Origin of the sequence: Dendronalium sp. ChiSLP03b, assembly GCF_034531165.2 — a bacterium.
GTDB lineage: Bacteria > Cyanobacteriota > Cyanobacteriia > Cyanobacteriales > Nostocaceae > Dendronalium > Dendronalium minutum.
Genome location: NZ_JAVRBR020000101.1, coordinates 16,187 through 42,347, shown reverse-complemented (window position 1 = coordinate 42,347; position 26,161 = coordinate 16,187). Strand labels below are relative to the sequence as shown.

Annotated in this window: 21 protein-coding genes; 10 read left to right on the top strand and 11 right to left on the bottom strand. The window is 42.3% G+C overall.

The features are described from left to right. Positions 1-293: 293 nt before the first annotated feature. The 4 genes from gcvT (at position 294) to RMY31_RS23735 (ending at position 6,951) form a co-directional block, all read left to right on the top strand. On the top strand, positions 294-1,424 hold the full coding sequence (gene gcvT / locus RMY31_RS23750; protein WP_409878240.1) for a glycine cleavage system aminomethyltransferase GcvT: 1,131 nt from the start codon (positions 294-296) through the stop codon (positions 1,422-1,424). Between the two features lie 354 nt (positions 1,425-1,778). Next, a complete protein-coding gene (gcvH, locus tag RMY31_RS23745; RefSeq protein WP_409878239.1) occupies positions 1,779-2,165 on the top strand; it encodes a glycine cleavage system H protein in 387 nt (128 codons plus the stop codon). A gap of 206 nt (positions 2,166-2,371) precedes the next feature. After that, positions 2,372-5,326 carry an aminomethyl-transferring glycine dehydrogenase gene (gcvP, locus tag RMY31_RS23740; RefSeq protein ID WP_409878238.1) on the top strand — a complete coding sequence of 985 codons (2,955 nt, stop codon included), beginning with the start codon at positions 2,372-2,374 and terminating at the stop codon, positions 5,324-5,326. A gap of 170 nt (positions 5,327-5,496) precedes the next feature. After that, complete coding sequence (locus RMY31_RS23735) at positions 5,497-6,951, top strand: hypothetical protein (RefSeq protein WP_409878237.1); 1,455 nt, start codon at positions 5,497-5,499, stop codon at positions 6,949-6,951. A gap of 114 nt (positions 6,952-7,065) precedes the next feature. Here RMY31_RS23735 and RMY31_RS23730 read toward each other — a convergent pair whose 3' ends face one another. Together RMY31_RS23730 and RMY31_RS23725 are read right to left on the bottom strand one after the other, a co-directional pair. Continuing rightward, positions 7,066-7,491, bottom strand: coding sequence for a hypothetical protein (locus RMY31_RS23730; protein ID WP_409878236.1), 426 nt, complete (start codon positions 7,489-7,491; stop codon positions 7,066-7,068). 938 nt (positions 7,492-8,429) lie between these two features. Next, positions 8,430-9,260 (bottom strand): dienelactone hydrolase family protein, encoded by an 831-nt coding sequence (locus tag RMY31_RS23725; protein ID WP_409878235.1) that lies wholly within the window; start codon positions 9,258-9,260, stop codon positions 8,430-8,432. An 8-nt stretch (positions 9,261-9,268) separates the two neighbouring features. Between RMY31_RS23725 and RMY31_RS23720 the strand changes: the two genes are divergently transcribed. Beyond that, entirely contained in the window at positions 9,269-9,415 is a 147-nt protein-coding gene (locus RMY31_RS23720; protein ID WP_409878233.1) for a hypothetical protein, read from the top strand. Positions 9,416-9,490: 75 nt separating this feature from the next. Here the strand turns inward: RMY31_RS23720 and RMY31_RS23715 are convergent, their stop codons facing one another. Next, positions 9,491-10,114: a class I SAM-dependent methyltransferase gene (locus tag RMY31_RS23715; RefSeq protein WP_409878232.1), complete on the bottom strand. Its 624-nt coding sequence runs from the start codon at positions 10,112-10,114 to the stop codon at positions 9,491-9,493. Between the two features lie 95 nt (positions 10,115-10,209). On the opposite strand from RMY31_RS23715, the gene hemH reads away from it, so the two are divergent. Next, positions 10,210-11,376 carry a ferrochelatase gene (hemH, locus tag RMY31_RS23710; protein ID WP_409878231.1) on the top strand — a complete coding sequence of 389 codons (1,167 nt, stop codon included), beginning with the start codon at positions 10,210-10,212 and terminating at the stop codon, positions 11,374-11,376. A 54-nt stretch (positions 11,377-11,430) separates the two neighbouring features. On the opposite strand, the gene RMY31_RS23705 is transcribed toward hemH, so the two are convergent. Beyond that, on the bottom strand, positions 11,431-11,973 hold the full coding sequence (locus RMY31_RS23705) for a DUF4126 domain-containing protein (RefSeq protein WP_409878230.1): 543 nt from the start codon (positions 11,971-11,973) through the stop codon (positions 11,431-11,433). A gap of 216 nt (positions 11,974-12,189) precedes the next feature. Next, positions 12,190-13,485: an adenylosuccinate lyase gene (purB, locus tag RMY31_RS23700; protein WP_409878241.1), complete on the bottom strand. Its 1,296-nt coding sequence runs from the start codon at positions 13,483-13,485 to the stop codon at positions 12,190-12,192. Between the two features lie 273 nt (positions 13,486-13,758). Between purB and leuC the strand changes: the two genes are divergently transcribed. From leuC to RMY31_RS23685, 3 genes are all read left to right on the top strand, one after another. Next, the gene (leuC, locus tag RMY31_RS23695; protein ID WP_409878229.1) at positions 13,759-15,162 is read left to right on the top strand and encodes a 3-isopropylmalate dehydratase large subunit; all 1,404 of its coding nucleotides are present in this window, start codon (positions 13,759-13,761) and stop codon (positions 15,160-15,162) included. A gap of 79 nt (positions 15,163-15,241) precedes the next feature. Then, positions 15,242-15,850: a 3-isopropylmalate dehydratase small subunit gene (gene leuD / locus RMY31_RS23690; RefSeq protein ID WP_322666766.1), complete on the top strand. Its 609-nt coding sequence runs from the start codon at positions 15,242-15,244 to the stop codon at positions 15,848-15,850. Between the two features lie 195 nt (positions 15,851-16,045). Continuing rightward, positions 16,046-16,825 carry a thioesterase II family protein gene (locus RMY31_RS23685; protein ID WP_322666764.1) on the top strand — a complete coding sequence of 260 codons (780 nt, stop codon included), beginning with the start codon at positions 16,046-16,048 and terminating at the stop codon, positions 16,823-16,825. Positions 16,826-16,860: 35 nt separating this feature from the next. On the opposite strand, the gene RMY31_RS23680 is transcribed toward RMY31_RS23685, so the two are convergent. The 4 genes from RMY31_RS23680 to RMY31_RS23665 all read right to left on the bottom strand — a co-directional run bounded on the left by RMY31_RS23680 (position 16,861) and on the right by RMY31_RS23665 (position 21,456). Beyond that, a complete protein-coding gene (locus tag RMY31_RS23680; RefSeq protein ID WP_322666762.1) occupies positions 16,861-18,768 on the bottom strand; it encodes a M48 family metallopeptidase in 1,908 nt (635 codons plus the stop codon). Between the two features lie 6 nt (positions 18,769-18,774). Further along, positions 18,775-19,371, bottom strand: a complete 597-nt coding sequence (locus RMY31_RS23675) for a LemA family protein (protein WP_322666760.1) — start codon at positions 19,369-19,371, stop codon at positions 18,775-18,777. A 470-nt stretch (positions 19,372-19,841) separates the two neighbouring features. Beyond that, the gene (locus RMY31_RS23670; RefSeq protein ID WP_322666770.1) at positions 19,842-21,194 is read right to left on the bottom strand and encodes a selenium-binding family protein; all 1,353 of its coding nucleotides are present in this window, start codon (positions 21,192-21,194) and stop codon (positions 19,842-19,844) included. A gap of 142 nt (positions 21,195-21,336) precedes the next feature. Then, on the bottom strand, positions 21,337-21,456 hold the full coding sequence (locus RMY31_RS23665; RefSeq protein WP_409878228.1) for an ATP-binding protein: 120 nt from the start codon (positions 21,454-21,456) through the stop codon (positions 21,337-21,339). 346 nt (positions 21,457-21,802) lie between these two features. Here RMY31_RS23665 and purH point away from each other — a divergent pair, with 346 nt between their 5' ends. Beyond that, positions 21,803-23,323, top strand: coding sequence for a bifunctional phosphoribosylaminoimidazolecarboxamide formyltransferase/IMP cyclohydrolase (gene purH / locus RMY31_RS23660; protein ID WP_322666757.1), 1,521 nt, complete (start codon positions 21,803-21,805; stop codon positions 23,321-23,323). Between the two features lie 792 nt (positions 23,324-24,115). Here the strand turns inward: purH and RMY31_RS23655 are convergent. Further along, positions 24,116-24,844, bottom strand: coding sequence for a DUF3891 family protein (locus tag RMY31_RS23655; protein ID WP_322666755.1), 729 nt, complete (start codon positions 24,842-24,844; stop codon positions 24,116-24,118). A 403-nt stretch (positions 24,845-25,247) separates the two neighbouring features. Beyond that, positions 25,248-25,940, bottom strand: coding sequence for a manganese catalase family protein (locus RMY31_RS23650; protein ID WP_322666749.1), 693 nt, complete (start codon positions 25,938-25,940; stop codon positions 25,248-25,250). Positions 25,941-26,161 lie beyond the last annotated feature (221 nt).

The following is a 26,161-nucleotide window of genomic DNA, read 5'->3' as shown; positions in this document are numbered from 1 at the left end:
AACATTCCAGACATCGAAGCCCAGTTAATTTTTGTGTTAACGTTTTGTGCGGATTAATCGCTTATTCTCATCAACCTAAGAAACCTAGCCTTCAACTGGAGTGGCTTTTACCTTCTTATCTTTAACCCGAACTCAGGTTAGTTAACTATTGTTTTCTTGTTCTCTATCTCCATCATGGAAAAGTTACCCATACAGCCCAAACATGTAGATATGTAGCTAAAATTTGAAACAAACTCATATCAGAAAGTAACTTTTAGACTAATTGTAAACGCGATCGCGAAGCAAAAATACTTGTGACTAATCAAGAAGACATCATCCAATCTTTGGCGCGAACTCCTTTATATCAACTAGGTGTAGAACTCAAAGCACGGCTAACCAGCTTTGGCGGTTGGGAAATGCCGGTACAATTTAGTGGCATCAGCCGCGAACACGAGGCTGTCAGAAATACAGCCGGAATGTTCGATATTTCCCACATGGGTAAATTTACTCTCCAAGGTAAAAACCTGATTTCTCAACTCCAGAGTTTAGTGCCTTCAGACTTGAATCGCTTACAACCAGGTCAAGCGCAATACACGGTATTGTTAAATCCCCAAGGGGGAATTATTGACGACATCATTATTTACTACCAAGGCGAGGATACTACTTGTAAACAGCAGGTATTAATTATTGTCAATGCAGCAACCACTAGTAAAGACAAAGCATGGCTATTACAACACCTTGACCCAAACGAGGTGCAATTCCAAGACGTTTCACCAGAAAAAGTTTTAATTGCTGTGCAAGGGCCACAAGCTATCAACTATCTCCAACCCTTTGTCCAAGAAAACTTACAACCAATCAAAGCATTCGGACATCTACAAGCAAACATACTGGGTAAAACTGCTTTTGTTGCTCGCACAGGTTACACCGGAGAAGATGGTTTTGAGGTGATGGTAGATCCTGATGTAGGGATAGAATTGTGGCAAAATCTCTATAAAGCTGGTGTCATACTCTGTGGACTCGGTGCAAGAGATACTCTTCGTCTCGAAGCCGCAATGGCACTTTACAGCCAAGATATTGACGATACCACCACTCCCTTAGAAGCAGGTTTAGGGTGGCTAGTTCACCTCGATAGCAAAGGTGATTTTATTGGTCGGGCAGTTTTGGAACAGCAAAAAGCTACTGGGGTACAGCGCCGACTGGTAGGTTTACAAATGCAAGGACGGAACATAGCCCGTCATGGCTACCAAGTTTTATCAGCGGGTGAAATAATCGGAGAAGTTACTAGTGGTACCTTATCTCTGACACTTGGTTATCCTGTTGCCTTAGCGTATGTTCCTGCCAAGCTAGCAACTGTTGGTCAGCAGCTAGAAGTAGAAATTCGCGGCAAAGCTTATCCAGCAGTTGTAGTTAAACGTCCCTTTTATCGGTCAAAAACTAAAGGATGAAGATGAAGGCGAAAGGATGTGCCCAAAAAACAGTTTTTTATAGAGTCAGAACTTGACACAAACAAAAGCCGAAATTGTTATTTTCATTTAGCGGCAATTCATAAATTGCTGCTAAACAGCCTAGTTTTGTGTAAGTCCTAAAAATAGAGAGTACAGTAAGCTAAAATGCCATACTTCATTCTAATCTTTGGCAACACCCTACGCGCCACGCACTTCACCCTTTCTACTTCATCCTTTGCAGTTTTTAAGGAATAATGTGTTGTAAACTACTCAATCTACAGTAAAGTTCGTTATCAAATATGACCAGCATTACTGTTGGGGCAATAATTTTTGTGATACGGGAGGGTAAGTGATATGTCTGAATATCCTGAAGATTTGCGATACCTGGATAGTCATGAATACGTGCGGCTAGATGGCGAAATTGCTACCATCGGCATTACTGAATTTGCCGTAAAGGAATTAGGTGATATCGTGTTTGTGGAATTGCCAGAGATTGGTGATGCTCTTGAGAAAGGAGAAACCTTTGGCTCAATTGAATCAGTCAAAGCCGTTGAATCATTAACTTCACCAGTAACCGGCACAGTTGTAGAACGTAATGAACCCTTGCTTGACGATCCCGAAGTAGTGTCAGATGAACCCTACAGCGAGGGGTGGTTAGTGAAAGTACGCGTTGACAACCCTGATGAACTTGAGGATGCGTTGACCGCTGATGAGTATCGCGCCTTAGTAGAAGGGGAGTAGGGAGTGAGTAGAGACGCGATTAATCGCGTTTCTACGCAGTCGGGAAGCAGGGGGAGATGAGGAAGAAATAACTAATATCCCAATCTCCAGTCCCCATTGCCCCTAATCCCCAGAGGGGGCCCCAAGTTCCCCAATCTCCAGTCCCCAGTTTAAGAGTATTTATTGCAAAATATTAAATAGTTGCGTCTGGAGTTTCATTAGTGGTAATGCACGCCCCTATTCCTAAATCTAGCGATCGCCAGACCCTAGACGAGAGGAGTCAAAAGTTAAATAATTTTACACAAAGGCATATTGGCCCTAACTCCGATGATCTTAAGCAAATGCTTGAGTTATTGGGGTTGTCTAGTCTAGATACCCTTATAGACCAAACAGTACCGCAGACAATTCGGATAAATAAAGCGCTACAGTTACCAGAAGCACAAAGTGAGTACGCAGCACTGGCAAAGTTAAAACAAATTGCTGCCAAAAATCAGGTTTGCCGCTCATACATTGGTATGGGATATTACGACTGCATTACCCCTCCTGTAATTGGACGTAATATTTTAGAAAACCCTGGTTGGTATACTGCTTACACTCCCTATCAGCCAGAAATTGCTCAAGGGCGACTCGAAGCGCTACTCAATTTCCAAACCATGATTATCGACTTGACAGGTTTGGAAATTGCCAATGCCTCATTACTTGATGAAGCTACAGCAGCTGCAGAAGCGATGAGTCTGAGTTATGGTGTTTGCAAAAATAAAGCCAATGCCTATTTTGTTTCTCGTGACTGCCATCCTCAAACTATTGACGTATTGCAAACACGTGCTGAACCTCTAGGAATTAAAATCATTGTTGGCGATCATCAAACATTTGATTTCGATCGACCAATTTTTGGGGCAGTTCTGCAATACCCTGCAAGTGACGGCACTATTTACGACTACCGCGCTTTTATCGAAAAAGCCCATGCTGAGGGTGCATTGGTGACGGTAGCAGCAGATCCCTTAAGCCTAACTTTACTCACACCACCTGGCGAATTTGGTGCTGATATTGCTGTAGGAAGTACCCAGCGATTTGGTATTCCCTTGGGGTTTGGGGGACCTCATGCGGCATACTTTGCTACCAAAGAAGAGTATAAGCGGCAAGTTCCAGGGCGAATTGTGGGAGTATCAAAAGATGCTCAAGGTAAGCCTGCATTGCGTCTCGCCTTGCAAACCCGCGAACAGCACATCCGCCGTGAAAAGGCTACTAGTAATATCTGTACAGCACAGGTGTTGTTGGCAGTGATGGCGAGTATGTACGCCGTTTATCATGGCCCTGCTGGACTTAAAGCAATTGCCGAGAACATCCACCAGCTAACTTTAACATTGGCAGAAGGATTAAAGCACCTAGGTTACAAAATTAATTCTGAAGATTTCTTTGATACGCTGCGAGTGGAGTTAGGAACCCGCAAGCTGGAAACAATTCTTGAAGCTTGTCAAGCACGAAATATTAACCTACGGATTTTTGATGACACTGCTGTTGGTATATCCTTAAATGAAACAACTACATTAGAAGACTTAATTGACCTCTGGCAGATTTTCGCAGGTACAGATAATCTACCCTTCAGTTTAGAAGAATTAACATCTCCTGCTTTCCATTTTCCCCTTCTTCGCCAAAGCAGTTACCTCACTCACCCTGTCTTTAACCGCTATCACTCAGAAACTGAGTTGTTGCGCTATCTACACAAGTTAGAAACTAAGGACTTGTCTCTAACTACATCGATGATTCCTTTGGGGTCATGCACGATGAAGTTAAATGCGACAGCTGAGATGATTCCAGTGACTTGGGAGGAATTTGGTAAGATTCACCCATTTGCTCCCCCATCGCAAACGCGCGGCTATCAAATTTTGTTCCAGCAACTTGAGGCATGGTTAGCTGAAATTACTGGGTTTGCAGGAGTTTCTCTGCAACCAAATGCGGGTTCTCAAGGTGAATACACAGGACTTTTAGTGATTCGTCAGTATCACGAAAGTCGCAAAGAAGAACACCGCAACGTCTGTTTGATTCCTACCTCTGCACACGGGACAAACCCCGCAAGTGCAGTGATGTGCGGCATGAAGGTAGTGGCAGTTGCCTGTGATACTGAAGGTAATATTGACATTAGCGATCTCAAAGCTAAGGCAGAAAAGCATAGCAATGAACTCGCCGCGTTGATGGTGACATATCCTTCAACTCACGGTGTGTTTGAGGAGGCAATTCAGGAAATCTGCACTGTTGTCCATAGTTACGGCGGACAAGTTTACATGGATGGGGCAAATATGAATGCCCAAGTGGGAATTTGTCGTCCTGGAGATATTGGCGCGGATGTCTGTCATTTGAACTTGCACAAAACCTTTTGTATTCCTCACGGTGGTGGCGGCCCTGGTATGGGGCCAATTGGCGTAGCCTCCCATCTTGTACGATTTCTACCCGGACATGTTGTAGCCCCCATTAAAAAATCAACTCAGGACTTAGCACTCCCTTGTAAAGACGCGATTAATCGCGTCTCTACTCAGCACTCACATATTGGTGCTGTTGCTGCTGCTCCTTGGGGTAGTGCTAGTATCTTAGTGATTTCCTGGATGTACATTGCCATGATGGGTGCAGCTGGTTTAACCCAAGCAACGAAAGTGGCAATTCTCAATGCAAACTACATTGCTAAGAGACTTGAAACGTACTATCCCGTTTTGTATAAAGGGAAAAATGGTCTAGTTGCCCATGAATGTATTTTAGATTTGCGATCGCTCAAAAAATCTGCGGGTATCGAAATCGATGATGTTGCCAAGCGTTTAATGGACTACGGTTTCCATGCGCCGACTGTCTCCTGGCCGGTTGCAGGTACAATCATGGTGGAACCGACAGAAAGCGAATCTAAGGAAGAATTAGACCGTTTTTGTGATGCTTTGATTGCTATTCGTGCAGAAATTGCTGAAATTGAATTAGGCAAGGTGGATGCTGAAGATAACGTCTTGAAGAATGCACCCCACACCACAGAAAGTCTTATTGTGGGAGAATGGCATCATCCCTATTCTCGCGAACAAGCTGCCTACCCCGCACCTTGGACTCGCGAACATAAGTTCTGGCCGGCTGTCGGTCGCATAGATGCGGCTTTTGGCGACAGGAATTTTGTTTGTTCTTGTCTGCCAATGGATTCTTATTCCTAGTACCTTACCCCCAACCGCCTTTCTGTAAACAGAAAGGCGGCTACTATTAGAAGTTTCAGATAATTGTATAAATTTTGTTTCGTTTCAAGACGCAAAAACGAAAGCATTGCTTTATTAATATTTTAAAATTATTGATAAATTTTTTACCTACCTGCGGAATTGCAAAATATATGGTTCTATACGCGTTAAATAAGAACGGTATTCTTGTTGATGCTCAATCTAGTCTCCACAGTAAAGATGATATTTTCATATGTATATTCTGCAATCGTCCACTTTTTTATAGAAAAGCACATCATAAAATACGCAAGGAAACACCGTTCTGGGTTTGTGGACATTTCTCTCATAACGCTAACATAGAGGAAGCTCAAGAAACAGAAATAGATTGTATCAGCCATAAATTTGTCAGTACTAGAAGTGAAAGTGCAGTACACAAATATGCTAAAAATCGAGCAATAAACATACTTAATGCAACTACTAAAACCTACTTTAAACAAGATAAGTTTGAGCCAATTCAAGAATATCAATATCCAGGTAGAAGGACTGATGTTGCACTTGTTAATAAAAATGGGGCAGGTTTTCTAAATTATGAAATACAGACTTCACCAACAAGTTTTAGTTCTATCACAACAAGGATAGAAAAAGACAAAAGCAACTATGTAGGAGCAACAATTTACGCAATTGGGGAAATTAGTAGAAAAGGATCTACTGATGAATGGGGTAAAGGTGTTGGTGGTCTGGGCGCAACTCAAGCAGTACTATTAGCTTCATGTCTAGCAGCTTATGGAATAGCTCAAGATATTCAAAAAGTTGCTACTTATCATAAAATTACACACTTTGAAGATACTAGAACCGGATTCACTTATATAGAGCGAAAAGATATATATGGAGATATTCAATTTAATCAGCACAAGCTTATAAATGGACATAACGAAATCACTAATGTAACCACAGACACAACAGCCGAAATTATATATAAAGCAATACTTGAACATGAAAAACTACTCAAAGCCCCTCTGATATTTGATATGGGTTTTACTGGCAAGCCTTCTAGTTCACGTGTAAACGATAGACTCGAACAATTTAATGATGATGACGATAATATAAAAAAATATGAAACCCCTTTATCAGAATTAGATTTAGACTTACTTCGTCAGCTAAAGCTAGTTTGTCAAACACACCAGGGAAATTTAGGAGCTGCAATAGAGTTTGACATTGACACCCACAGAGCAAAAATCGTCTTATTAGGGCAAAGTGTAGAGCATTATCAGTGGATAAACTTTGAAAATGTATTTATCTCAGAAGCAGATTTTATATCCACGACAAGCTTATGTAAAAAGACTGAATTAGAAAAAGAAGAAGGAAATATCTCTTGTATAAAAATAATTCATACAGAAATAATTCCTTACGAAATACTCAATCCCATAAAAGATTTTAGTCAGGAAACTGCAAGCCGAGTACAGAGACTCAAAATAGGTGACAGATGTACTTGGATTGGTGCACCTAGTTGGTGGAATCCCAATGGAGAAGAAATCAATGATATTGACCAAAATGGAAAAGTACGTCTTGACTATAGTAGTAAATATATTTCTAGAGAGGAAGTGATTCTTCTTGAATCTGCGGAATAAACGCGAAGCAATCGCTTATCAACAGTCCAAAAATTGTTCTAGCTTGCTGATAAGCTTAATTTTTACTTAAGTCCCATTCTTGAACCTGAAGTTTCCCGTAGTAATGAAATAGAGTTAAGCTGGTTTTAGCCCTTTTTGAGAATAAAGGTTGTCGCAATAAAGTGCCCAAGCAAACCCAAATAAACCACTTAGGGAACCTGCGATCGCACCTGCAATACCCCATCCTAATGGCCCAGTCCAGTTGGTAATTTCCTTTAAGATAGCAGTACTTGCTTTACTTACTATATAAGCTGTAGCTGTTGCACCAACTGTCACTAAACCCAACTCTGCTAATATTTCTACCAATCCCTTATTAGATAAATCCTCTTCAAAATAAATTTTCCAAATTCTGGTATACATTAAAATATCAGAAGCTGTTAAAATCAACTGCTTAGGAATTTCTCCACCAGGGGTTGGTGCAATTGAGGCAGTACCACTACCGATAGCATAAGTTGCGATCGCTAAAGCAGTTTCCAATCTTTTCGTGCCTAAATTACTCACAGTCTCATCTCCTGTAACTCTTGCAGATATTATATTTAACTGTGAGGTGATAGCAATTTTATCAACCCCATACAGTTAGCTACTTTAACTAAGATAGATCGTCTTTTCCCCATCAAACCTGCAAATTTTTCTCTATTTTATGAAATAAAATTATCGATTTATGCTTTTTAATATGATAAATAAAGTCCGCTAAAGCGGACATACTACAAGGGCTAATTATTACCTGATTGGGCAATAATCAGGTAACACTTTTATTTTCTCTGTTTATGCAAAATTTTCAAGTCTTTAAGATAAAAGATTTAGACATAATTTCTTTTATTAGACTTTACACTCTGCTCAAACCCCATGATATATATAGTTATCTTTCTTAAGAGCAACTTTAGTTATTAATTTTATATTGAAGCATATATAAATAAAAGTCCGCTTGCGCGGACTAGAGACATTGGATAAGGTTAGGTTATTACAAAGAACGCCTACTATTTGTTAGAGGCTATCTTTATTTTTGATGAACAAGTTGAAAAATACAACTCCTTGAAATTAAGTCTTTAGACATAAATTAAGGAGTTATGTCTTGTTAGATAAAGAGGAAAAGCACTTAGTAACTATGTAGATTTATCTGTTTTGAAAATCATCTCTATAGTATTTATAAACTTCAGCTGAATAAAATTGGTGAATTCTAATATTAAACAGTATTTTATATAACTACTTAGTTAGACATAATTAAGAAAATTATGTCTGTATTCTTGATATTAAACATATATTTTTAAGTTAAAAATAAAATGGTGGTTCAAGAGTAAAAGCCCCAGATTTTATCAAGTCTGGGGATTTTTTTATAGAGTTTTTTAATTGATTAAACTCAAAAAGCAGAAGGTACGAGACAGGAGTTTTCTCTTTGCCTGCTCTCTCATCTCCAGTCATGAGTTATCAATAGAAGTCTCTTACACTCCATGCTGCTTAAACCATGCTTGGAGGCGATGCCAACCATCTTTAGCTGATTTCTCATGATAGGAGGGGCGATAATCAGCAAAAAAAGCGTGGGGTGCATCGGGATAAACAATGATTTTGGATTTACTGCTGCTTTCCTGAAGGCGATCGCGCATCTGTTCTACTGTATTGAGAGGAATGCCCGTATCCTTGCCACCGTAGAGTCCGAGAACGGGAACTGTGAGTGCGGATGCAATATTAACAGGATGCTTAGGTGTTAGTTTGCTAGTATCGCCCACCAGTCGTCCATACCAGGCTACACCTGTCTTAACCTTGGGATTATGTGCTGCGTACAGCCAGGTAATACGTCCACCCCAGCAGAAGCCTGTAATCGCCAACTTGTCAGCATTACCCTTAGCAGACTTCACAGCCCAGTCTACAGTGGCATCGAGATCGGATAATACTTGAGCATCTGGCACTTTGGCTACAATTGGGCGAATTTCGTCGATGCTGCTTAACTTGGAGACATCACCTTGTCGCACGAACATTTCCGGAGCGATCGCTAAGTACCCCAACTTGGCAAAGCGGCGGGTGATATCCTGAATGTGTTCGTGTACACCAAAGATTTCCTGAATTACTAACACGATTGGAAAATTTTTACCAGTTGCAGGTACTGCTCTGTAGGCAGGAATTTCACCATCTTTGACGGGAATTTTTACCGCACCAGCTAAGAACCCTTTAGCATCAGTGGAGATCACTTGGGCAGAAATGGGTTGCACTGCTAAGGCAAAACCCGTTGCTAGGGTAGCAGTTGCGATAAATTTGCGGCGTGTTATTTCTTGCATTATCTTTTATGATTATTTTAGAAAAATTGCCTACAGTTCTGGATAATTACTCAACACCACCTTTACGTAGCAACGGCGAATTGTTCTTGGTATTGGCTGTCATCCGTGCAGTACTACACGATTGTTACTACGAGTTGTTTATTAATTTACCGTAACAGTAGCTGCATTTACTACCGCAGCACTCTCTTTTAGCTTTTGGTGCAAGTTATTTCTGCCACCACCCTCGCAGTTCATTTCCTCGCCTGTATTACTTGCAAGCTGCCACCTGCATACAAAGTTGGCTTGCCTACCTTAAACCCAGTCTTAGTTAATAAGTCAGGTAAATCAGTCTTCAGTAACTGCCAAGCTGTTTCTGTCTCAAACAATAGTAAAAATAGCGATACTCCAGGCCAAAATATAGGATTAGTGGGAGCGTGAAAATCCACTAGCGTAAACACTCCTCCCGGCTTCAGCACCCGATAAACCTCATTAATAATTTTTTGCAATTGCTCCGGCTGCATTTCGTGCAATGCAACGCTGGTATGTACCACGTCAAACAGATTATCTGCAAACGGCATCTTTTCAGCAAAAGCTTCTACATACGCAGCTTCAGGAACATTCTGCCGTGCCCGTCGCAAAGAGAATGGTGAAGCATCCAGCCCTGTTACATTTTGTGAAGATTTGACTAAAAATTGTGTCGATTGACCGCTGCCGCAGCATAAATCTAATACCTGATTATCTGAGTTAATTGTTAAGCCTTGCAAAGCCAGTTGCCGAAAACGGGCTTCACCGCCTAGACTTACAGCCGCTAAGCGTGAGATGCCATCATACAACCATTGATAGCGGTAACTCCAATCCCTTAAAATTGTTGCCATTGCATCTGTCCTAATGATTAACCTTTATCTTTAATTAAAGATATATTGTTAACATTAGTAAAAAAATCTGAAAAGATTGGGGGAAAGTAACTGCTATGAGTCGTGTAGGCGTCTTATTACTCAATCTAGGGGGACCTGACAAGTTAGAGGATGTCGGGCCGTTTTTGTATAACCTCTTTTCCGATCCGGAAATTATTCGCCTACCATTTCGCTGGTTGCAAAAACCCCTAGCTTGGTTCATTGCCTCACGGCGAACCAGAACATCTCAAGAAAACTATAAGCAAATTGGCGGTGGTTCGCCACTACGGCGGATTACAGAAGCTCAAGGTGAAGCCTTGAAAGAGCAATTGGGTTATTCGGGGCAAGAGGCTAATATTTACGTAGGAATGCGTTATTGGCATCCTTATACTGAAGAAGCGATCGCTCAACTCACTCAAGATAATATCGAGAAGTTAGTAATCTTACCACTGTATCCTCAATTTTCCATCAGCACTAGTGGTTCAAGCTTTCGGCTTTTAGAAAAACTTTGGCAAGAAGACCCAAAATTACAACGCCTTGAATATACTGTCATTCCATCTTGGTACAAACAACCAAGTTACCTCCAGGCAATGGCAGAACTCATAGCCCAGGAACTCGATCAATTTCCCAATCCCAATGAAGTTCATATATTTTTCAGCGCTCATGGCGTTCCTAAAAGCTACGTTGAAGAAGCTGGCGACCCCTACCAGCAGGAAATTGAGGATTGTACTGCCCTAATTATGCAGACCCTTAATCGACCTAATTCCCATACCTTAGCTTATCAAAGTCGCGTAGGGCCAGTTGAATGGCTTCAACCTTATACTGAAGATGCGCTTAAAGAATTAGGCGCACAAGGTGTGAAAGATTTGGTCGTTGTGCCTATCAGTTTTGTCTCAGAACACATTGAGACACTACAAGAAATTGATATTGAGTATCGCGAAGTGGCTGAAGAAGCAGGAATTCACAATTTCCGTCGCGTACCAGCTCCCAACACCCATCCGGTATTTATTAAAGCACTGGCAGACCTAGTAATAGATGCCCTGAAAGAACCCAGTTTCAAACTTTCGCAAGCCGCCCAAATGAAAAAAAGGGTCAAGATGTACCCCCAAGAACGTTGGGAATGGGGTATGACAACTAGCGCCGAAGTTTGGAATGGTCGTATTGCCATGCTGGGCTTTATTGCTTTAATTATCGAGCTAGTCACTGGTCACGGTCTGCTGCACATGATAGGTCTTTTGCAGTAAAGGGCATAGGGCATTAATAAAGTCAAAAGTAAAAACGCAAAAGATTTTTTACTTTTACCTTTTGACTTTGTGATACCAGACATACCACTGCTTAGCACTACGCACTGCAAGCCAGAGGAGGATGAGGGCAATTAATCCTCCTTGCTTGGGAGCGTCAAAGGCAAAAAGCACCAGAGCAATACACAAGGTATCTTGAAGAAAAACTGCCCACAAAGGCAAGCCACGCAAGCGATAAAACCAACCAACTTGAACTAGCTGAAGTACTAAAGCTAATAAACCCCCAACAAAGGCAATGAGCCAATGAGGTGTTGCTGTTGCTGAAGCTACTGCTAACCCCATAATTGCCCCTACAAGGGGAGAAAAAAGTAATTGAACTAGTTGTACTACTCTTTGTCCCCATAGCTTTTTTGAGGCAAGTAGTTCAACTAAAGACCAACTGGTGAGGCAGCCAAACAAGAGGGGCGAGGAAACATGAGATAAAATTGGCACTTGCGACCACAAGTCACTACCCTGCAACAGTCCGATGATTAATAAAGGTATGCCTATTCTTATTCCTGCCGCCGCAGAAGCAGAAAGTGTAGCCAGGATTTCAATCATCAGGGCACTCAAAACGCTATTAAACAAGCAAATATTTGTTATTTATACTACCCATCGCTGATGAAAATCACAGCAACAAACTAACGGTTTTTAAAGATGCCATATTAAATATTTTTAGTATCTTTATATGTCTTTTTTGACATATTGAGGACTGGCTTTCTAGGGAATGGGGACTAAGTACTAGGAGAATAATCCATGCCCCATACCCAATAGAGTTTAAATACCCAGCCTCTGGTAAACTTGTTCTAAATGCCGGAGATGTTGTTGGGGGTCAAAACACGTCTCAATGTCAGTTGGTGACAATTTTTGGGTAACACGCGAGTCTTTACTAATCAAGTCGTGGAAATTGCCTTCTGGTTTATTCCAAGCGGCGTGAGCGCTTTCTTGGACGATCGCATAAGCTTCCTCGCGGCTCAGTCCCTTATCTACCAAAGCAAGTAGCACTTTTTGGCTGAACACAACGCCACCGTAACAGTTAAGATTGCGTTCCATGTTCTCAGGATAAACCAACAGGTTTTTCACCAATTCGGTTATTTCTACCAACATAAAATGCGTCAAAATGCAAGCATCGGGCAAAATCACCCGTTCTACAGAACTGTGCGAAATATCACGCTCGTGCCAGAGAGCGACGTTTTCTAAAGCTGCACCAGCATGACTTCTTACCAGTCGTGCCATTCCCGTCAGTCGTTCTGAACGAATGGGGTTGCGCTTATGTGGCATCGCGCTGGAGCCTTTTTGACCTTTGGCGAAGAATTCTTCAACTTCCAAAACGTCTGTTTTTTGCAGATTGCGAATTTCTACAGCAAAGCGTTCGATGGAAGCTGCGACTAAGGCTAACTGCTGCACGTAGTCGGCATGGCGATCGCGGGAAATAACTTGAGTTGAGGCCGTATCAGGTTTGAGTCCGAGTTTTTGACAAGCGATCGCTTCCACGCGTGGTTCGATATTGGCATAAGTTCCCACCGCACCGGAAATCTTCCCCACGGCAATAGTTTCGCGCAGAATTCTCAGACGTTCTTGGTGTCGCAACACTTCTGCCAACCATCCAGCTAGTTTAAAACCAAAGGTGATTGGTTCGGCGTGAATGCCGTGCGATCGACCAATCATCACCGTCTGCCGATGTTCTCGTGCTTGTTGGCGAATTGCCTGAATCAAATCTTCGAGGCGTTGCGATAACACATCCAAACTAGCAACTAATTGCAGTGCTAAAGCTGTATCTAGTACATCCGAGCTAGTTAAACCCAGGTGAATATAACGTCCGGCATCACCTACATATTCATTGACATTTGTCAAAAAAGCGATGACATCATGGCGGACTTCCGCCTCAATTTCCAGCACCCGCTTTGGGTCAAAATTTGCCTTGGCCTTAATTTCCTCAACTGCACCAGATGGAATATAACCCAGTTCAGCTTGGGCTTCACAAACTGCAATCTCTACCTGGAGCCAGGTTTTTAATTTATAAGATTCAGTCCACAGGTTGCCCATTTCGGGCAAGGTATAACGCTCAATCAACGTTCGCGGCAGAATACAACTGTCATATTCTACCAATAAACATACAAAACCAACGCCAAAGCAATACTTTCAGCCTTGAACAGCGTTTTTGCTACTCGTTTTTTACTCAATACAATCATTTTTATGCCGATTTTTGGCGATCGCAAGGTGCGATCGCGTAACGCCGCGACCTGTTGATAATTTATTTGGAGTTCCGATAATAAATCGTATAGTAACAGCCTGACTTTTTTTTGATACTATGGAAATTCTGACTCGTTAAAGAACCATTGACGTATGAGCAAAGGTACCCTGTTTGATAAAGTTTGGGACTTACACACCGTTGGTACACTTCCTTCAGGGCTGACGCAACTATTTATCGGACTGCATCTAATTCATGAAGTTACCAGTCCCCAAGCCTTTGCTATGTTACGGGAACGAGGTCTAAAAGTACTGTTTCCAGAGCGGACAGTTGCTACCGTAGATCATATTGTACCTACAGAAAATCAGGCGCGTCCCTTTACTGATAGCTTGGCCGAAGAAATGATCCAGGCGCTGGAACAGAACTGTCAAGAAAATGGCATCACTTTTCATAATATTGGTTCTGGCAATCAAGGTATAGTTCATGTGATTGCTCCAGAACAAGGACTTACCCAACCAGGAATGACGATCGCTTGTGGAGATAGCCACACTTCCAGTCATGGGGCATTTGGAGCGATCGCTTTTGGTATTGGTACTAGTCAAGTCCGGGACGTTCTCGCTTCCCAAACTCTTGCCCTCTCCAAATTGAAAGTCCGCAAAATTGAAGTGAACGGGACTCTTAACCCCGGTGTCTATGCTAAAGATGTGATTCTGCATATCATCCGTACTCTTGGGGTGAAAGGCGGTGTGGGTTACGCCTATGAATACGCAGGCACTACCTTTGAGCAAATGAACATGGAAGAGCGGATGACAGTCTGCAATATGGCGATCGAAGGCGGTGCCCGTTGCGGTTACGTCAATCCCGATGGAGTCACCTATGATTACCTCAAGGGTAGAGACTTTGCCCCCACAGGCGCAGATTGGGATAAAGCAGTAGCTTGGTGGGAATCAATCAAGAGCGATGTTGATGCTGAATACGACGATGTTGTGGTATTTGACGCTGCTGAGATTCCGCCGACAGTTACCTGGGGAATTACTCCCGGTCAAGGCATTGGTATCAACCAATTAGTGCCCAAGCCCGAAGAATTGCCCGAAGAAGACCGCTTTGTTGCTGAAGAAGCTTATCGCTACATGGATTTATATCCCGGTCAACCCATCAAGGGTACTAAAATCGATGTCTGCTTCATTGGCAGCTGCACTAACGGTAGACTCAGCGACTTGCGAGAAGCCGCCAAAATTGCTCGAGGTCGCCACGTTGCAGAAGGAGTCAAAGCCTTCGTTGTTCCTGGTTCCGAACGTGTCAAAAAAGCAGCAGAAGCCGAAGGATTGCATAATATTTTCCAAGAAGCTGGATTTGAGTGGCGCGAACCGGGATGCTCTATGTGTCTAGCCATGAACCCCGATAAGCTTCAAGGAAGACAGATTAGTGCCTCCTCTTCTAACCGCAACTTTAAAGGGCGGCAAGGTTCCTCTTCTGGTCGCACATTGCTCATGAGTCCGGCAATGGTTGTTACTGCTGCCATTAAAGGCGAAGTATCGGATGTGCGCGAGTTGCTGTAGTGGTCAGTAGTCAGTAGTCAGTGGTCAGTATTCAATAGCAACTGACAACTAACAAATCTGTAGGTAATAAGTAAAGTTTATGGTGAGTGAAGTTAAAACAGTTTCAGGGCGCGGTATACCCTTAGTAGGCGATGACATAGACACCGATCGCATCATTCCCGCCCGCTATTTAAAAGCCGTTACCTTTGATGGGTTAGGCGAAGGTGCGTTTATCGATGACCGCAAAGCCCTCAACGGCGAGCATCCTTTTGACCAACCCCAGTACCAAGGCGCAAAAATTTTAATCGTTAACCGCAACTTTGGCTGTGGTTCATCACGAGAACATGCACCACAAGCGATCGCCAAATGGGGAATTCAAGCCCTCGTTGGTGAAAGCTTTGCAGAAATCTTTTTCGGTAACTGCGTTGCTATGGGCATACCTTGTTTGACAGGTGATGCAGCAATCGTCAAACAACTGCAACAGTCAGTAGCTGCCAATCCCCAAGCGTCGGTCACCGTGAATCTGGAAACCTTGGAAGTGCAAATTGGTGATTACACAGCTCCAGTTTCTATAGGTGAAGGTTCCAGAAATATGTTCGTTTCTGGCAGTTGGGACGCTTGCGGTCAGTTAGTAGCTAACGCCAACCAAATTCGGGAAACAGTTACCAAACTGCCTTATGTAAGTTGGGGGAAGTTAGCGGCGAATTAGAAGCCAAAACTCAGTTTTAGATTCTCAGGTGTGGAATATAGGTTTTTCTTAAGGGCACAACATTTGTTGTGCCCCTATCGTATTCTCTACTGATGATTTGGATAACATGACACTTGAATCGAAACAATTTTGCCAAAATGCACTCAATTTTGAGATTTCAGTCAACGAGCCTGTGATAGTAATTATTAAGTGTGAATGACTCGAAGTTCTCTGATGCCAACCAAACCATCTTTTAACTCTTGGGTAACTTGCCTTCAACCAAATCCTCAAGCTTCCCTACGTTTATTCTGCTTCCCATACGCTGGAGGTAGCTCTTTAATTTTTCGTACTTGGTCTGCCAATTTGCCCGCAACTGTAGAAGTTTGTCCTATTGAATTACCGGGGCGGGGAAGCCAGATGCGCTCAGCTGCTTTCACTCGTCTAGAACCTCTTGTTGCAGCGATCGCTCCTACCCTCGTACCATACTCAGATAAACCATTCGCCTTTTTTGGTCACAGTATGGGTGCGCTTGTCAGCTTTGAGGTGACTCGTTTACTTCGTCAAGAGTATAATCTCCATCCTGTCCATCTTTTTGTTGCTGGACGACGCGCTCCCCAAATCCCTGACCCCAAGCCACCTGTTCATAACCTTCCCGAACCTGCCTTTAAGGATGAACTGCGACGACTCAACGGTACTCCCACAGTAGTGTTAGAGAACCCTGAACTGATGGAACTTCTTATTCCTACCTTGCGCGCAGATTTTGCTGTCCACGAAACTTACATTTATACTCCCCAAGCACCTCTAGATTGCCCGATCGCAGCTTTTGGTGGTTTAGAAGACAGCGAAGTTAGTTACGATGAAATCCAAGGTTGGCAAGAGCAGACAAATGCTGCCTTCTCACTACAGATGTTCGATGGCGATCATTTCTTCTTGCACTCAGCTCAGTCACTGCTGCTAAAGTCTCTTTCTCAAAAATTGCACCAGATTAAAGACTAATTCGTAAATTTTTCTGCTCTTATTCCCAGTCCCTTTTACCTGGCATTCTTCTTTGTCGAAGATTTTGGAAAGCCACGTTGGGGATTTAAAAATGGAGGGATGGGACAGTCTAGTGTCATGGCGATCGCTCTCAATAAATCAGCCTCTGCTGGAGTAACTTTGTTATCTAGTAGTACAGTGTGGGCGCAGGCATCAACAATAGCTTGCTTGAGTTTGGGACTAGCGAGGCGCAGGCGCTCGATACTTTTCTTGACTTCAGCAAAGTTACTGTTAACTGCTGTATCTGGTTTATCCTGCTGTCCGGCTTCAGGAAGCCTATAAACTCCAGAACGAAAAGCATAGGCGATCGCTTCGGGTTGAGATTGTCCAACACGTGCGAGTGCTGACAGTATTAAGATGCTATCTGGCCAAATCTGTTCGATAGAAGTGAATTCTACCTTTGTAACCGACCCCGGATTGATATAAGGCTGGAGACGATGCCACAGTACTAACTGCAACACAAAATTCCCCAGTGATAAACTTTTGCTGGCTATAACTAAACCCTGGATACATTTGCACAGTCTGAGGCATTCTTTAGCAGTGTTTTGGCGCAATGCAGGTACTGTCAAATCGACAAGGGGTAAGCGAATGGTGGAGTCTAACTGGCTAACTTCGCGACTAAATTCCAGAGTTTTCTCTACCACATCAGCAGGCTGGACTTCGCGCAACCAAGCAACTTGACGTTCTTGCACTTGCAGATTTTCAGTATCCAATGCCAGCGCGAAAACAATCGCCATTGCACTTTGCTGCTCCCATACACCCAAGCGCAGGGATTCTGGTAACTGTGCCAACAATGCTTGGGCATGGGCAAAATGCTCTGGTGCAACACTTCCCACTTGGTTTACTACTTGTTCTGGTGTGACTTTTGCACCACCGCCTGCAAAACCCATTGTTAGAGATTCCTGGGAATGGGAACGCGTGGCGGGAGATGGCATTGTTGACATGTTGCGAACCTTCAAACCCCCAATACGGCGAATACGTTCTGTAAGAGGTGGGTGCGTCGCAAACATATCCTCCCAAAAAGAAGGGTTGAGGGCATTGCCAAAGAACATGTGACTCGCGGCTTCTGCACCTGGAGAAATCAAGCGTGAATCCATCTGTTGGAGTTTTTGCAGTACCCCGCTAATACCATCGGGGTTGCGCGTGAACTGTACCGCTGAGGCATCAGCAAGAAATTCGCGTTGCCGAGACACTGCGGCTTTAATTAAGCGACCGCAGAGTAACCCGATACCGCCAATTGCCATCAGTGCTAAGCCAAAAGCCCACAACGGCAAACCTTTTTCTTCGCGGGAACTACTGCGAATGCGCCACAGCAATTCTCCAGTTAAGTAAACGAACAAAATTCCGTGTAGCAGTCCCATCAAACGTAAATTCAGCCGCATATCTCCATTAAGAATGTGGCTGAATTCGTGACCGATGACTCCTTGTAATTCATCTCTGTTTAGGTGTTGCAAACTGCCACGGGTGACTCCAATCACGGCATCGTTGGGCGTAAACCCCGCAGCAAAAGCATTGATGCTCGTTTCTGCTTCGAGGAGATAAACTTCGGGCACGGAAATACCAGAAGCGATCGCCATTTCTTCGACAATATTTAATAGTTGTCGCCCTTGTTCATCTGTCGTTTCTGGCAGCAGCAGTCGTCCCCCCAACTCTTGGGCAATTACCCTCCCTCCTTCCCGGAGACATAAAATTTTATACACACTTGCCAAAGCGATCGCAATTATTGTGACAACACCGACGCTCAAAAATAATCCTGGATGCCACCAAATCCGAGGTGCCATACGGAAAAAAAATAACGCCACAATATAAATCGCCACAATCATGACTGCGATCGACAGACAAAACAATCCGATTAATTGTTGCGTGTTCTGGCGTGCCCGATCCTGATGTTCAAAGAAATTCATAGACACCTAAAAAGACACACGCGGAGCATTTTTAATTTCGGGAGCAGCTTCTGGTAGCAATTCTGCAACATTAAAGTTAAAAGTATTTGCTATCAAGTTGCTGGGAAAAGATTCGCTCTTGGTGTTGTAAAGTGTTACAGAATCATTAAAAGCTTGACGGGCAAAAGCAATGCGGTTTTCCGTAGAAGACAGTTCTTCCATTACCTGAGTCATGGTGCGATCGGCTTTCAATTCTGGATAAGATTCTGAAAGTATCATCAAGCGACTTAATGCACCAGTTAATACTGTTTCTGCGTTACCCAACTGCTGCATTGCTTGTGGATCGCCTGGATTTTGCACAGCACGACTGCTAGCATTAATTGCAGAATTCCGAGCGGCAATAACTGCTTCTAAGGTCTCCCGCTCATGTTTCATATAACCTTTAGCAGTTTCCACCAAGTTGGGAATTAAGTCATAACGGCGCTGTAATTGAACATCGATTTGGGAGTAAGCATTTTTGTAGCGGTTGCGATATTTAACTAAATCGTTGTAGCTATTAATGATAATTACAGCAACAATGGCAACTAAAGCAACAGCAAAGATTAAAACTCCGACCATACTCATAAATTTCAATCCATAAAACTTGCAAGTGGATAAGTTCAACTCCTATGATTGGAAAACTTCTCCTTCATCAATCAAAGTAGCTGTTATATCCAGGAAAAGTTTGCTGGATATAAAAACGAGTCTACTTGCTGCAAGTTTGCTTCGTCGTCTGTATAATTAATTACGAATATTTACTGAATATTGAAAAAATTTTAGTATAAATATCCAAAATTATTATGTATAAGCTGTACAATTAGCTCATACTGACAGTTATAAATAGTTTGCTTAAGGTAGAAAATTAGATATTAAAGTCTTGTGGAATTTTTTGGTTGAGTTATTAATTTTTTTATCAAAAGGTAATAAAGCTGCTTGATAAATAGATGAGGTCAATAAACACAAATAGAATGAAATGCGTAAAAAAGAAGGGAAAAAGGAAAATTTCTTTACCTTTCCCCTTTTCTCTGACAAAAGGTTACATATTTAACATAAATTTACACCCAAACATCTGAAGTGCAATCGCCGCCAGGATAGCGTATCTCATGAGCGCGAGCGGGACCAGCGGGTTCTTTACCAAAGTCTACGTAGAAATCTTCGTTAATTTTTATTCCCCCATTCTTACTATCACAGTCAATCTGCAATAAATATGAGCCGGTCTGGGAAAAGTCGGGGTAAAACTGATTATCCCAACTACTAAATAAAGAATTGGTTACATAAAGTCGTTGACCATCGAGACTCAACTGTAGCATTTGCGGGCCACCAACCAATTTATGACCTTGAACTTCGCCGCTGTTACCTAATAAACCACCACACCAAACTTGCCCTGTGAGTCTAGGATGGGCAGGATCGCTAATATCGTATTGACGAATATCTCCATGCAGCCAATTGGAAAAGTAAACATAGCGATCGCACATTGAAATCAAGATATCAGTAATCAAAGATGGTACGGGGATAGGCCAGCCTTCTACTTGCACCGATGGCACATCAATTACTTTCTCTACTTCCCAATGACCGTTAGACTTGTGCCAATGCCAAACATTACTACTAAGTGCTGCGGCGACAAATCCATGGGTGCTGTCGGGGTTATGCTGAAAGCGTACTTCTAAAGGAATTAATCCTTCTTCTCCTAAATCAAAACTTTGGATAATCTCTTGTTTTGACCAATCCCAGAAATGTATATGATGACCATAGTTACCAGCTGCTAAGTCGTTCAGGTCAAAACCAGGATAAAAGGTTTTGGGTGCGCCCCACTCGCTACTCACCATGACATTATGACGCGGCTGATACCAAAAGTCATAGTTGAACCGCATCGTATCGGCTTGGCGTTCCCAACGTCCAGCAATGTCAAAATTATCATTCAGTAACAAAAAGCCACCGGGGCCATTACCTTCGCTGTCGCCCAGCATGGAAATCATTACATGACCATCTGCCAAACAGTGTACCGTGTGGGGTGCAGTTAAGTTGGTCTTAGCTTTAATTTCTTCTGGTTCAATAACTTTGTGCAGTTTTGGTGCTTTGGTATCTGCTGTATCAACAATATAAATGCGGCTAGAACGCAGTCCAGGAATTACAGTAAACCGTCGGGATTTATGGGCATCGCCATGACAAGAACTACAAGCGTTCCAACCAAAGTGGTGTAATTCATCACCAATGTATGGCACTGGTAGGCGATGAATCACCTGGGAGTAAGTCGGAGAATTGGGGTCAACATCTATAGTAGCTAGATAATCTGGCTCTTCAATACCCGTACCTGTATAAAGAGCGATCGCATACAGTACTTTTTCGCGTTCTGCCTGAATGGCTGCTTCTGGCGAAGCGTAGCCAGGGCCGCAGCAAGCATGAGTCATAGTTTGATACCTCAACAAGCTGTGAAAAATCGCAGTTACTATGGATTGTTGCACGTTCTGCCACTGCTGGTTACCCACTATGTCTGCCAAATCTACTGTTGCACAAAAGGCTTAACTATCTCACAATCTGCTAATTTACTATTTAAGCCCCGTATACTGGCAACTGGATAACAAACTCTGTTCCTTTTCCAAGTGCGGAATTCACTTCAATGCTTCCACCATGTTTTTCGATGATAATTTGACGAGCGATCGCTAATCTCAAGATAGTATGTCTAGAGAAAATTTATTGCCAATACAAGCTGCTAACTTTAATATTTCTTGTGTGGCTATTGGGAAGTTTTCAATTCTACCAGCAATTAATTTTATTATATTTCTATCAGTAATACCAATTGCTTGTATTTTTTCTATATATATCCCACTGTAATAGTAAAAGTCCCCCATGCTTTATTCAAACGCTTGAGAGATATTGCTGTTTATGCGGCTTAATTGGATAAAGTAGAGCTGAGAAAGTTATTTTATTTGCCAGTCTTAGCAGTATTGAAGTGAACCAAGGCTTATGCAAAACTTGAGATCCTTTGCTTCACAATCTAAGTTTGAGGAATCGATCAATGGCGCGTCTAGCACTGCTGAGTGTATCTAACAAAACTGGTTTAATTGACCTAGCCCGTAGCTTGGTTGAAGAATTTAACTTTGATTTAATCAGCAGTGGGGGAACAGCTCAAGCCCTCAAAGATGCAGGGCTACCAGTTACCAAAGTTGCAGATTACACAGGTTCACCAGAAATTTTAGGTGGTCGGGTGAAAACGCTACACCCCCGAATTCATGGCGGGATTTTGGCCCGGCGGGATGTTGCTCAAGATTTGACAGATTTAGAAAATAACCAAATTCGCCCAATTGATTTAGTGGTAGTCAATCTTTATCCGTTTGAGGAAACTATTGCTAAACCATCTGTCACATTGGCTGAGGCTGTTGAACAAATTGATATTGGCGGCCCTGCTATACTGCGGGCATCATCGAAAAACTTTGCCCATTTGACAGTATTAAGCGATCCGGCGCAGTATGACGACTATTTACAAGAATTACATCAAAATAATGGTGAAGCATCCCTAGAGTTTCGTCAAAAGGCAGCTTTAAAAGGCTTCTTGCATACCTCTAGCTACGACCAAGCGATCGCATCCTACCTCTCTGGAACACAGCAACATACTCTTTCTGGCGAACAATTGCAATCTCTGCGCTACGGCGAAAACCCCCATCAACCTGCTACTTGGTATCAAACTGGCACTACCTCAACGGGATGGACCGCTGCGACGAAACTCCAAGGCAAAGAACTTAGTTACAATAACTTGGTTGATTTAGAAGCCGCACGCCGGATTATTGCTGAGTTCCCCGATACTCCAGCCGCCACAATTATTAAACACACAAATCCATGTGGTACAGCATTAGGAAACACTATTGTAGAAGCTTACCAAAAAGCTTTCAATGCTGATGCTGTTTCTGCTTTCGGTGGCATTGTCGCTCTCAACCGTCCAATTGATGCTGACACAGCCAGCGAGTTAACTAAAACCTTTTTAGAATGTGTGGTTGCACCAAGTTGTGCAGCGGATGCTCAAGAAATACTGGCCAAAAAATCTAACCTGCGGGTTTTGACTTTACCAGATTTGAGCAGTGGCCCTAAAGAAACAGTGAAAGCGATCGCAGGTGGTTTCCTTGTCCAAGCTGCCGATGACATTGTTGCAGACACTAGTCAATGGCAAATCGTCACCGAACGTCAACCTACTGCCGACGAGTTAGCAGAATTACTGTTTGCGTGGAAAGTTTGCAAGCACGTTAAATCGAATGCAATTGTTATTACAAGCGATCGCACTACTCTCGGTGTCGGTGCTGGTCAAATGAATCGCGTCGGCTCAGTTAAAATTGCCCTAGAACAAGCTGGAGAAAAAGCCAAAGGTGCAATTCTAGCCAGCGATGGCTTTTTCCCTTTTGATGATTCAGTGAAAAGCGCTGCTGCTGCGGGAATTACTGCCATTGTCCAACCAGGGGGAAGCTTACGCGATCGAGATTCCATCACAGCTGCCAATGAACTAAGTATAGTGATGGTTTTAACTGGTGTACGTCACTTTTTACACTAAATTAGTTTGTGTAAATGGTGCAGTTGGTAAAGTGTCACTCATAATACTTGCTATTCAAGAAAATAGGTGATATTCTTTAGTTGTGTGTGAGGAGCAAGTTAAAAATAAAAAGCGTCTGGGGTGGAAACACGGCAACACTCCCAGGCGCTTTTTAATTTTGGTACATAAATTGTGTAATTAATAAAAATTTAATAGATAATACTTGCCATTTGAGAAAATAGGTGATAATCTCTATTTGTGTGTGAGGAGCAAGTTAAAAGTGAAAAGCGTCTGGGGTGGAAACACGGCAACACTCCCAGACGCTTTTTAATTTAATGTATAAATGTACACTTAGTAAAGTGTCACACAATATACTAAATATTTATTAATATTAGTGATATTCTCTAGTTGTGTGAGGAGCAAGTTAAAAGTAAAAAGCGTCTGAAGTGGAAACACGGTAACACTTCTAGGCGCTTTTTAATTTAATGTATATAAAAAACCAATACCTCCAACTGTTACAATTTTGGATTTTGGCTCTTAGCAAGAAAGGCAAAAGGCAGAGGGCAGAAGGATTCTACTTCCTATTTCTGGCAAGCAAAGGAACAAGGGTTGATACCATTTCCCAAAAATAATGATACAGATCCAAACCCAGGAACCTAGACTAAATGGGACTTTCTTAATTACGAATTACGAATTGGTATGACGGGGTGACAAAGGGGCTGAAACGCAGTAAATAGAAGAGTGTGACCGTTTTCAGGTAAAAAAAGATAAGTCAGGTATTCATCTACTTATTACACGCCATCGCGAAGCGTTCTAACTCTTAACGAATGTCCACTCCAGTACCTTGATGGGAGCGTTTTGGAGTGCTTCAGTCAGTTCGTCGTTGCTTTCAAATTTTAGCTGTTTTAGGTCACAGGCTTCGACGTTGACTCTAAACCGCTCATTTTCAAACGGCCAAGGTTGGACAGTTATCAAGCCATCACCGCCTTGCTTGATATCATAGCGTTGCTCGTCAGGTCCCTTACTAATTTCTAAAAACCGCTCGTCGTCAGGTAATTCCTGCATACAGAGGATGAGTGACAGGCGATCGCACCATTGCATAAATGCATACGCTGCATCTACTTCCTCCTTTTCAATACCCAGTTCCTTACGCCAACGTTGCTGATTTTGCAGTTGTTCATCGAGAAATTCGTCCATTTCTCTTGACTCACCCCGCTTTGGCTCATTCAACCGACTCATATGCATTGAAATTAATAGAGCCACCCACCGTCCTCGGTAGCGCGCATTCTTTGTCATATCTACCAATGGCTTGATAGAACCTGATGGCACTAGGGTGAAATCCATTGGCGCTCCCCCTTCAGTTAGATGCTTACCCTCCCATTCTTTTTCTAAATCATCATGATGGGAAATTGCCGCGATCGTCTCATATAAACGTACTGGAGTTTTTTGGCGTTTCCACTGTCCTGCCAGTTGAGCAGCTAGTAAAGCATGGGCGCGGTGATAAATGATTTCCCAACCATCTTGTGTGGCGTTGACAATCACAATTTAATCTCCTAAATCTAAGTTGTGATTTTTAAATTTCCCCATGTCAATTGGGAGTTAATCAAATTAATTTAGAGATTTAACTATTTCCTGCTTTTACTATATTTATAGTAAGAAAATTATTATTCCTTTGTGTCTAGCTAATTAATACTTTTGAATTTATCTAACTACATCTATCAAAACCACATACACTATCGCTAGACAATATATTGAGTCAGACTATAAATCTCGTCTGACTCAGTTTCCTCTTAATCATTGAGTATCACAGGTCTTAAAGAGTAAAAATTTTCTTACCCAACAATACAAAGTAATTGTTGGGTAAGTTAACTGAATGAATTTATAGGAGATAGACCAACAACATTTATGCTTAAGGCAATCTCTTTTTTCACTCAATTACATTTAATTAAGAATGGCTCTCCAGTGGGTTAGCAATGTATTTGAATGTTGGCTCAGAATTCCAAGGGCCACGCTCATCCTTACCATTGCCATTTGTAGATAGGTTGTAATAGAGAGCAACAGTTTCATCAGGCTGAATATTGCCAAAGAATGGATCTGTCAGTTTCCCCAGAGAATCTAGAGCCTTCATAAACATCTGAGTGTGAGAAATTTCTCTTGTTAAGAGATGAACTAAAGTCTCTTTAGTTCCTTGGTCGGTTGCCAACTTAATCAATTCTTCGTAAGTTTGACGAGCACCAGCTTCTGCTGCAATGTTAGCTCTCAAATCGCGTACTACGTCTCCACCTTCATTCAAGTAATTCGCACTCCAAGCGTTACCTTGACTATCTAAAAAGTGAGGGCCTACACCTCTAACAGCAAATAAAGTGCTTTTGTATGCCTCTGTTTGATCTGTATTTTTGGTGTGAGATTCAATTAGTTTACCAACCATTTCTAGATGACTGAATTCCTCAATGGCAATATCTTGCAGCATATCTCGGATGCCAGCATTTTCGACATGAAATGACTGTACCCAATATTGCAGAGCTGCTGATAGTTCTCCGGTTGCTCCACCAAACTGCTCCAGAAGTAACTGAGCAAAACGAGGGTTAGCCTCGCTAACGTTTACAGTATGAATCGGCTCTTTTTTGTGAAAAAACATAAACTGTCACTTCAATGAACTTCAACATCAAATAGGTGGCAATACGATAGTTTATTACTATGTATTTTGCCCAAAATTACTGACATTATTTAAAATCCTGTTGATAGCAGCAAAAAAAATTGACATCAACAGAAATGTCATTTTTTGTAGTTATGAACCTTTTAGGTATTAAAAGTAGATGCGTTCCCTATGGAAGTTTGTTTGTGAGCATCTCTGACAAC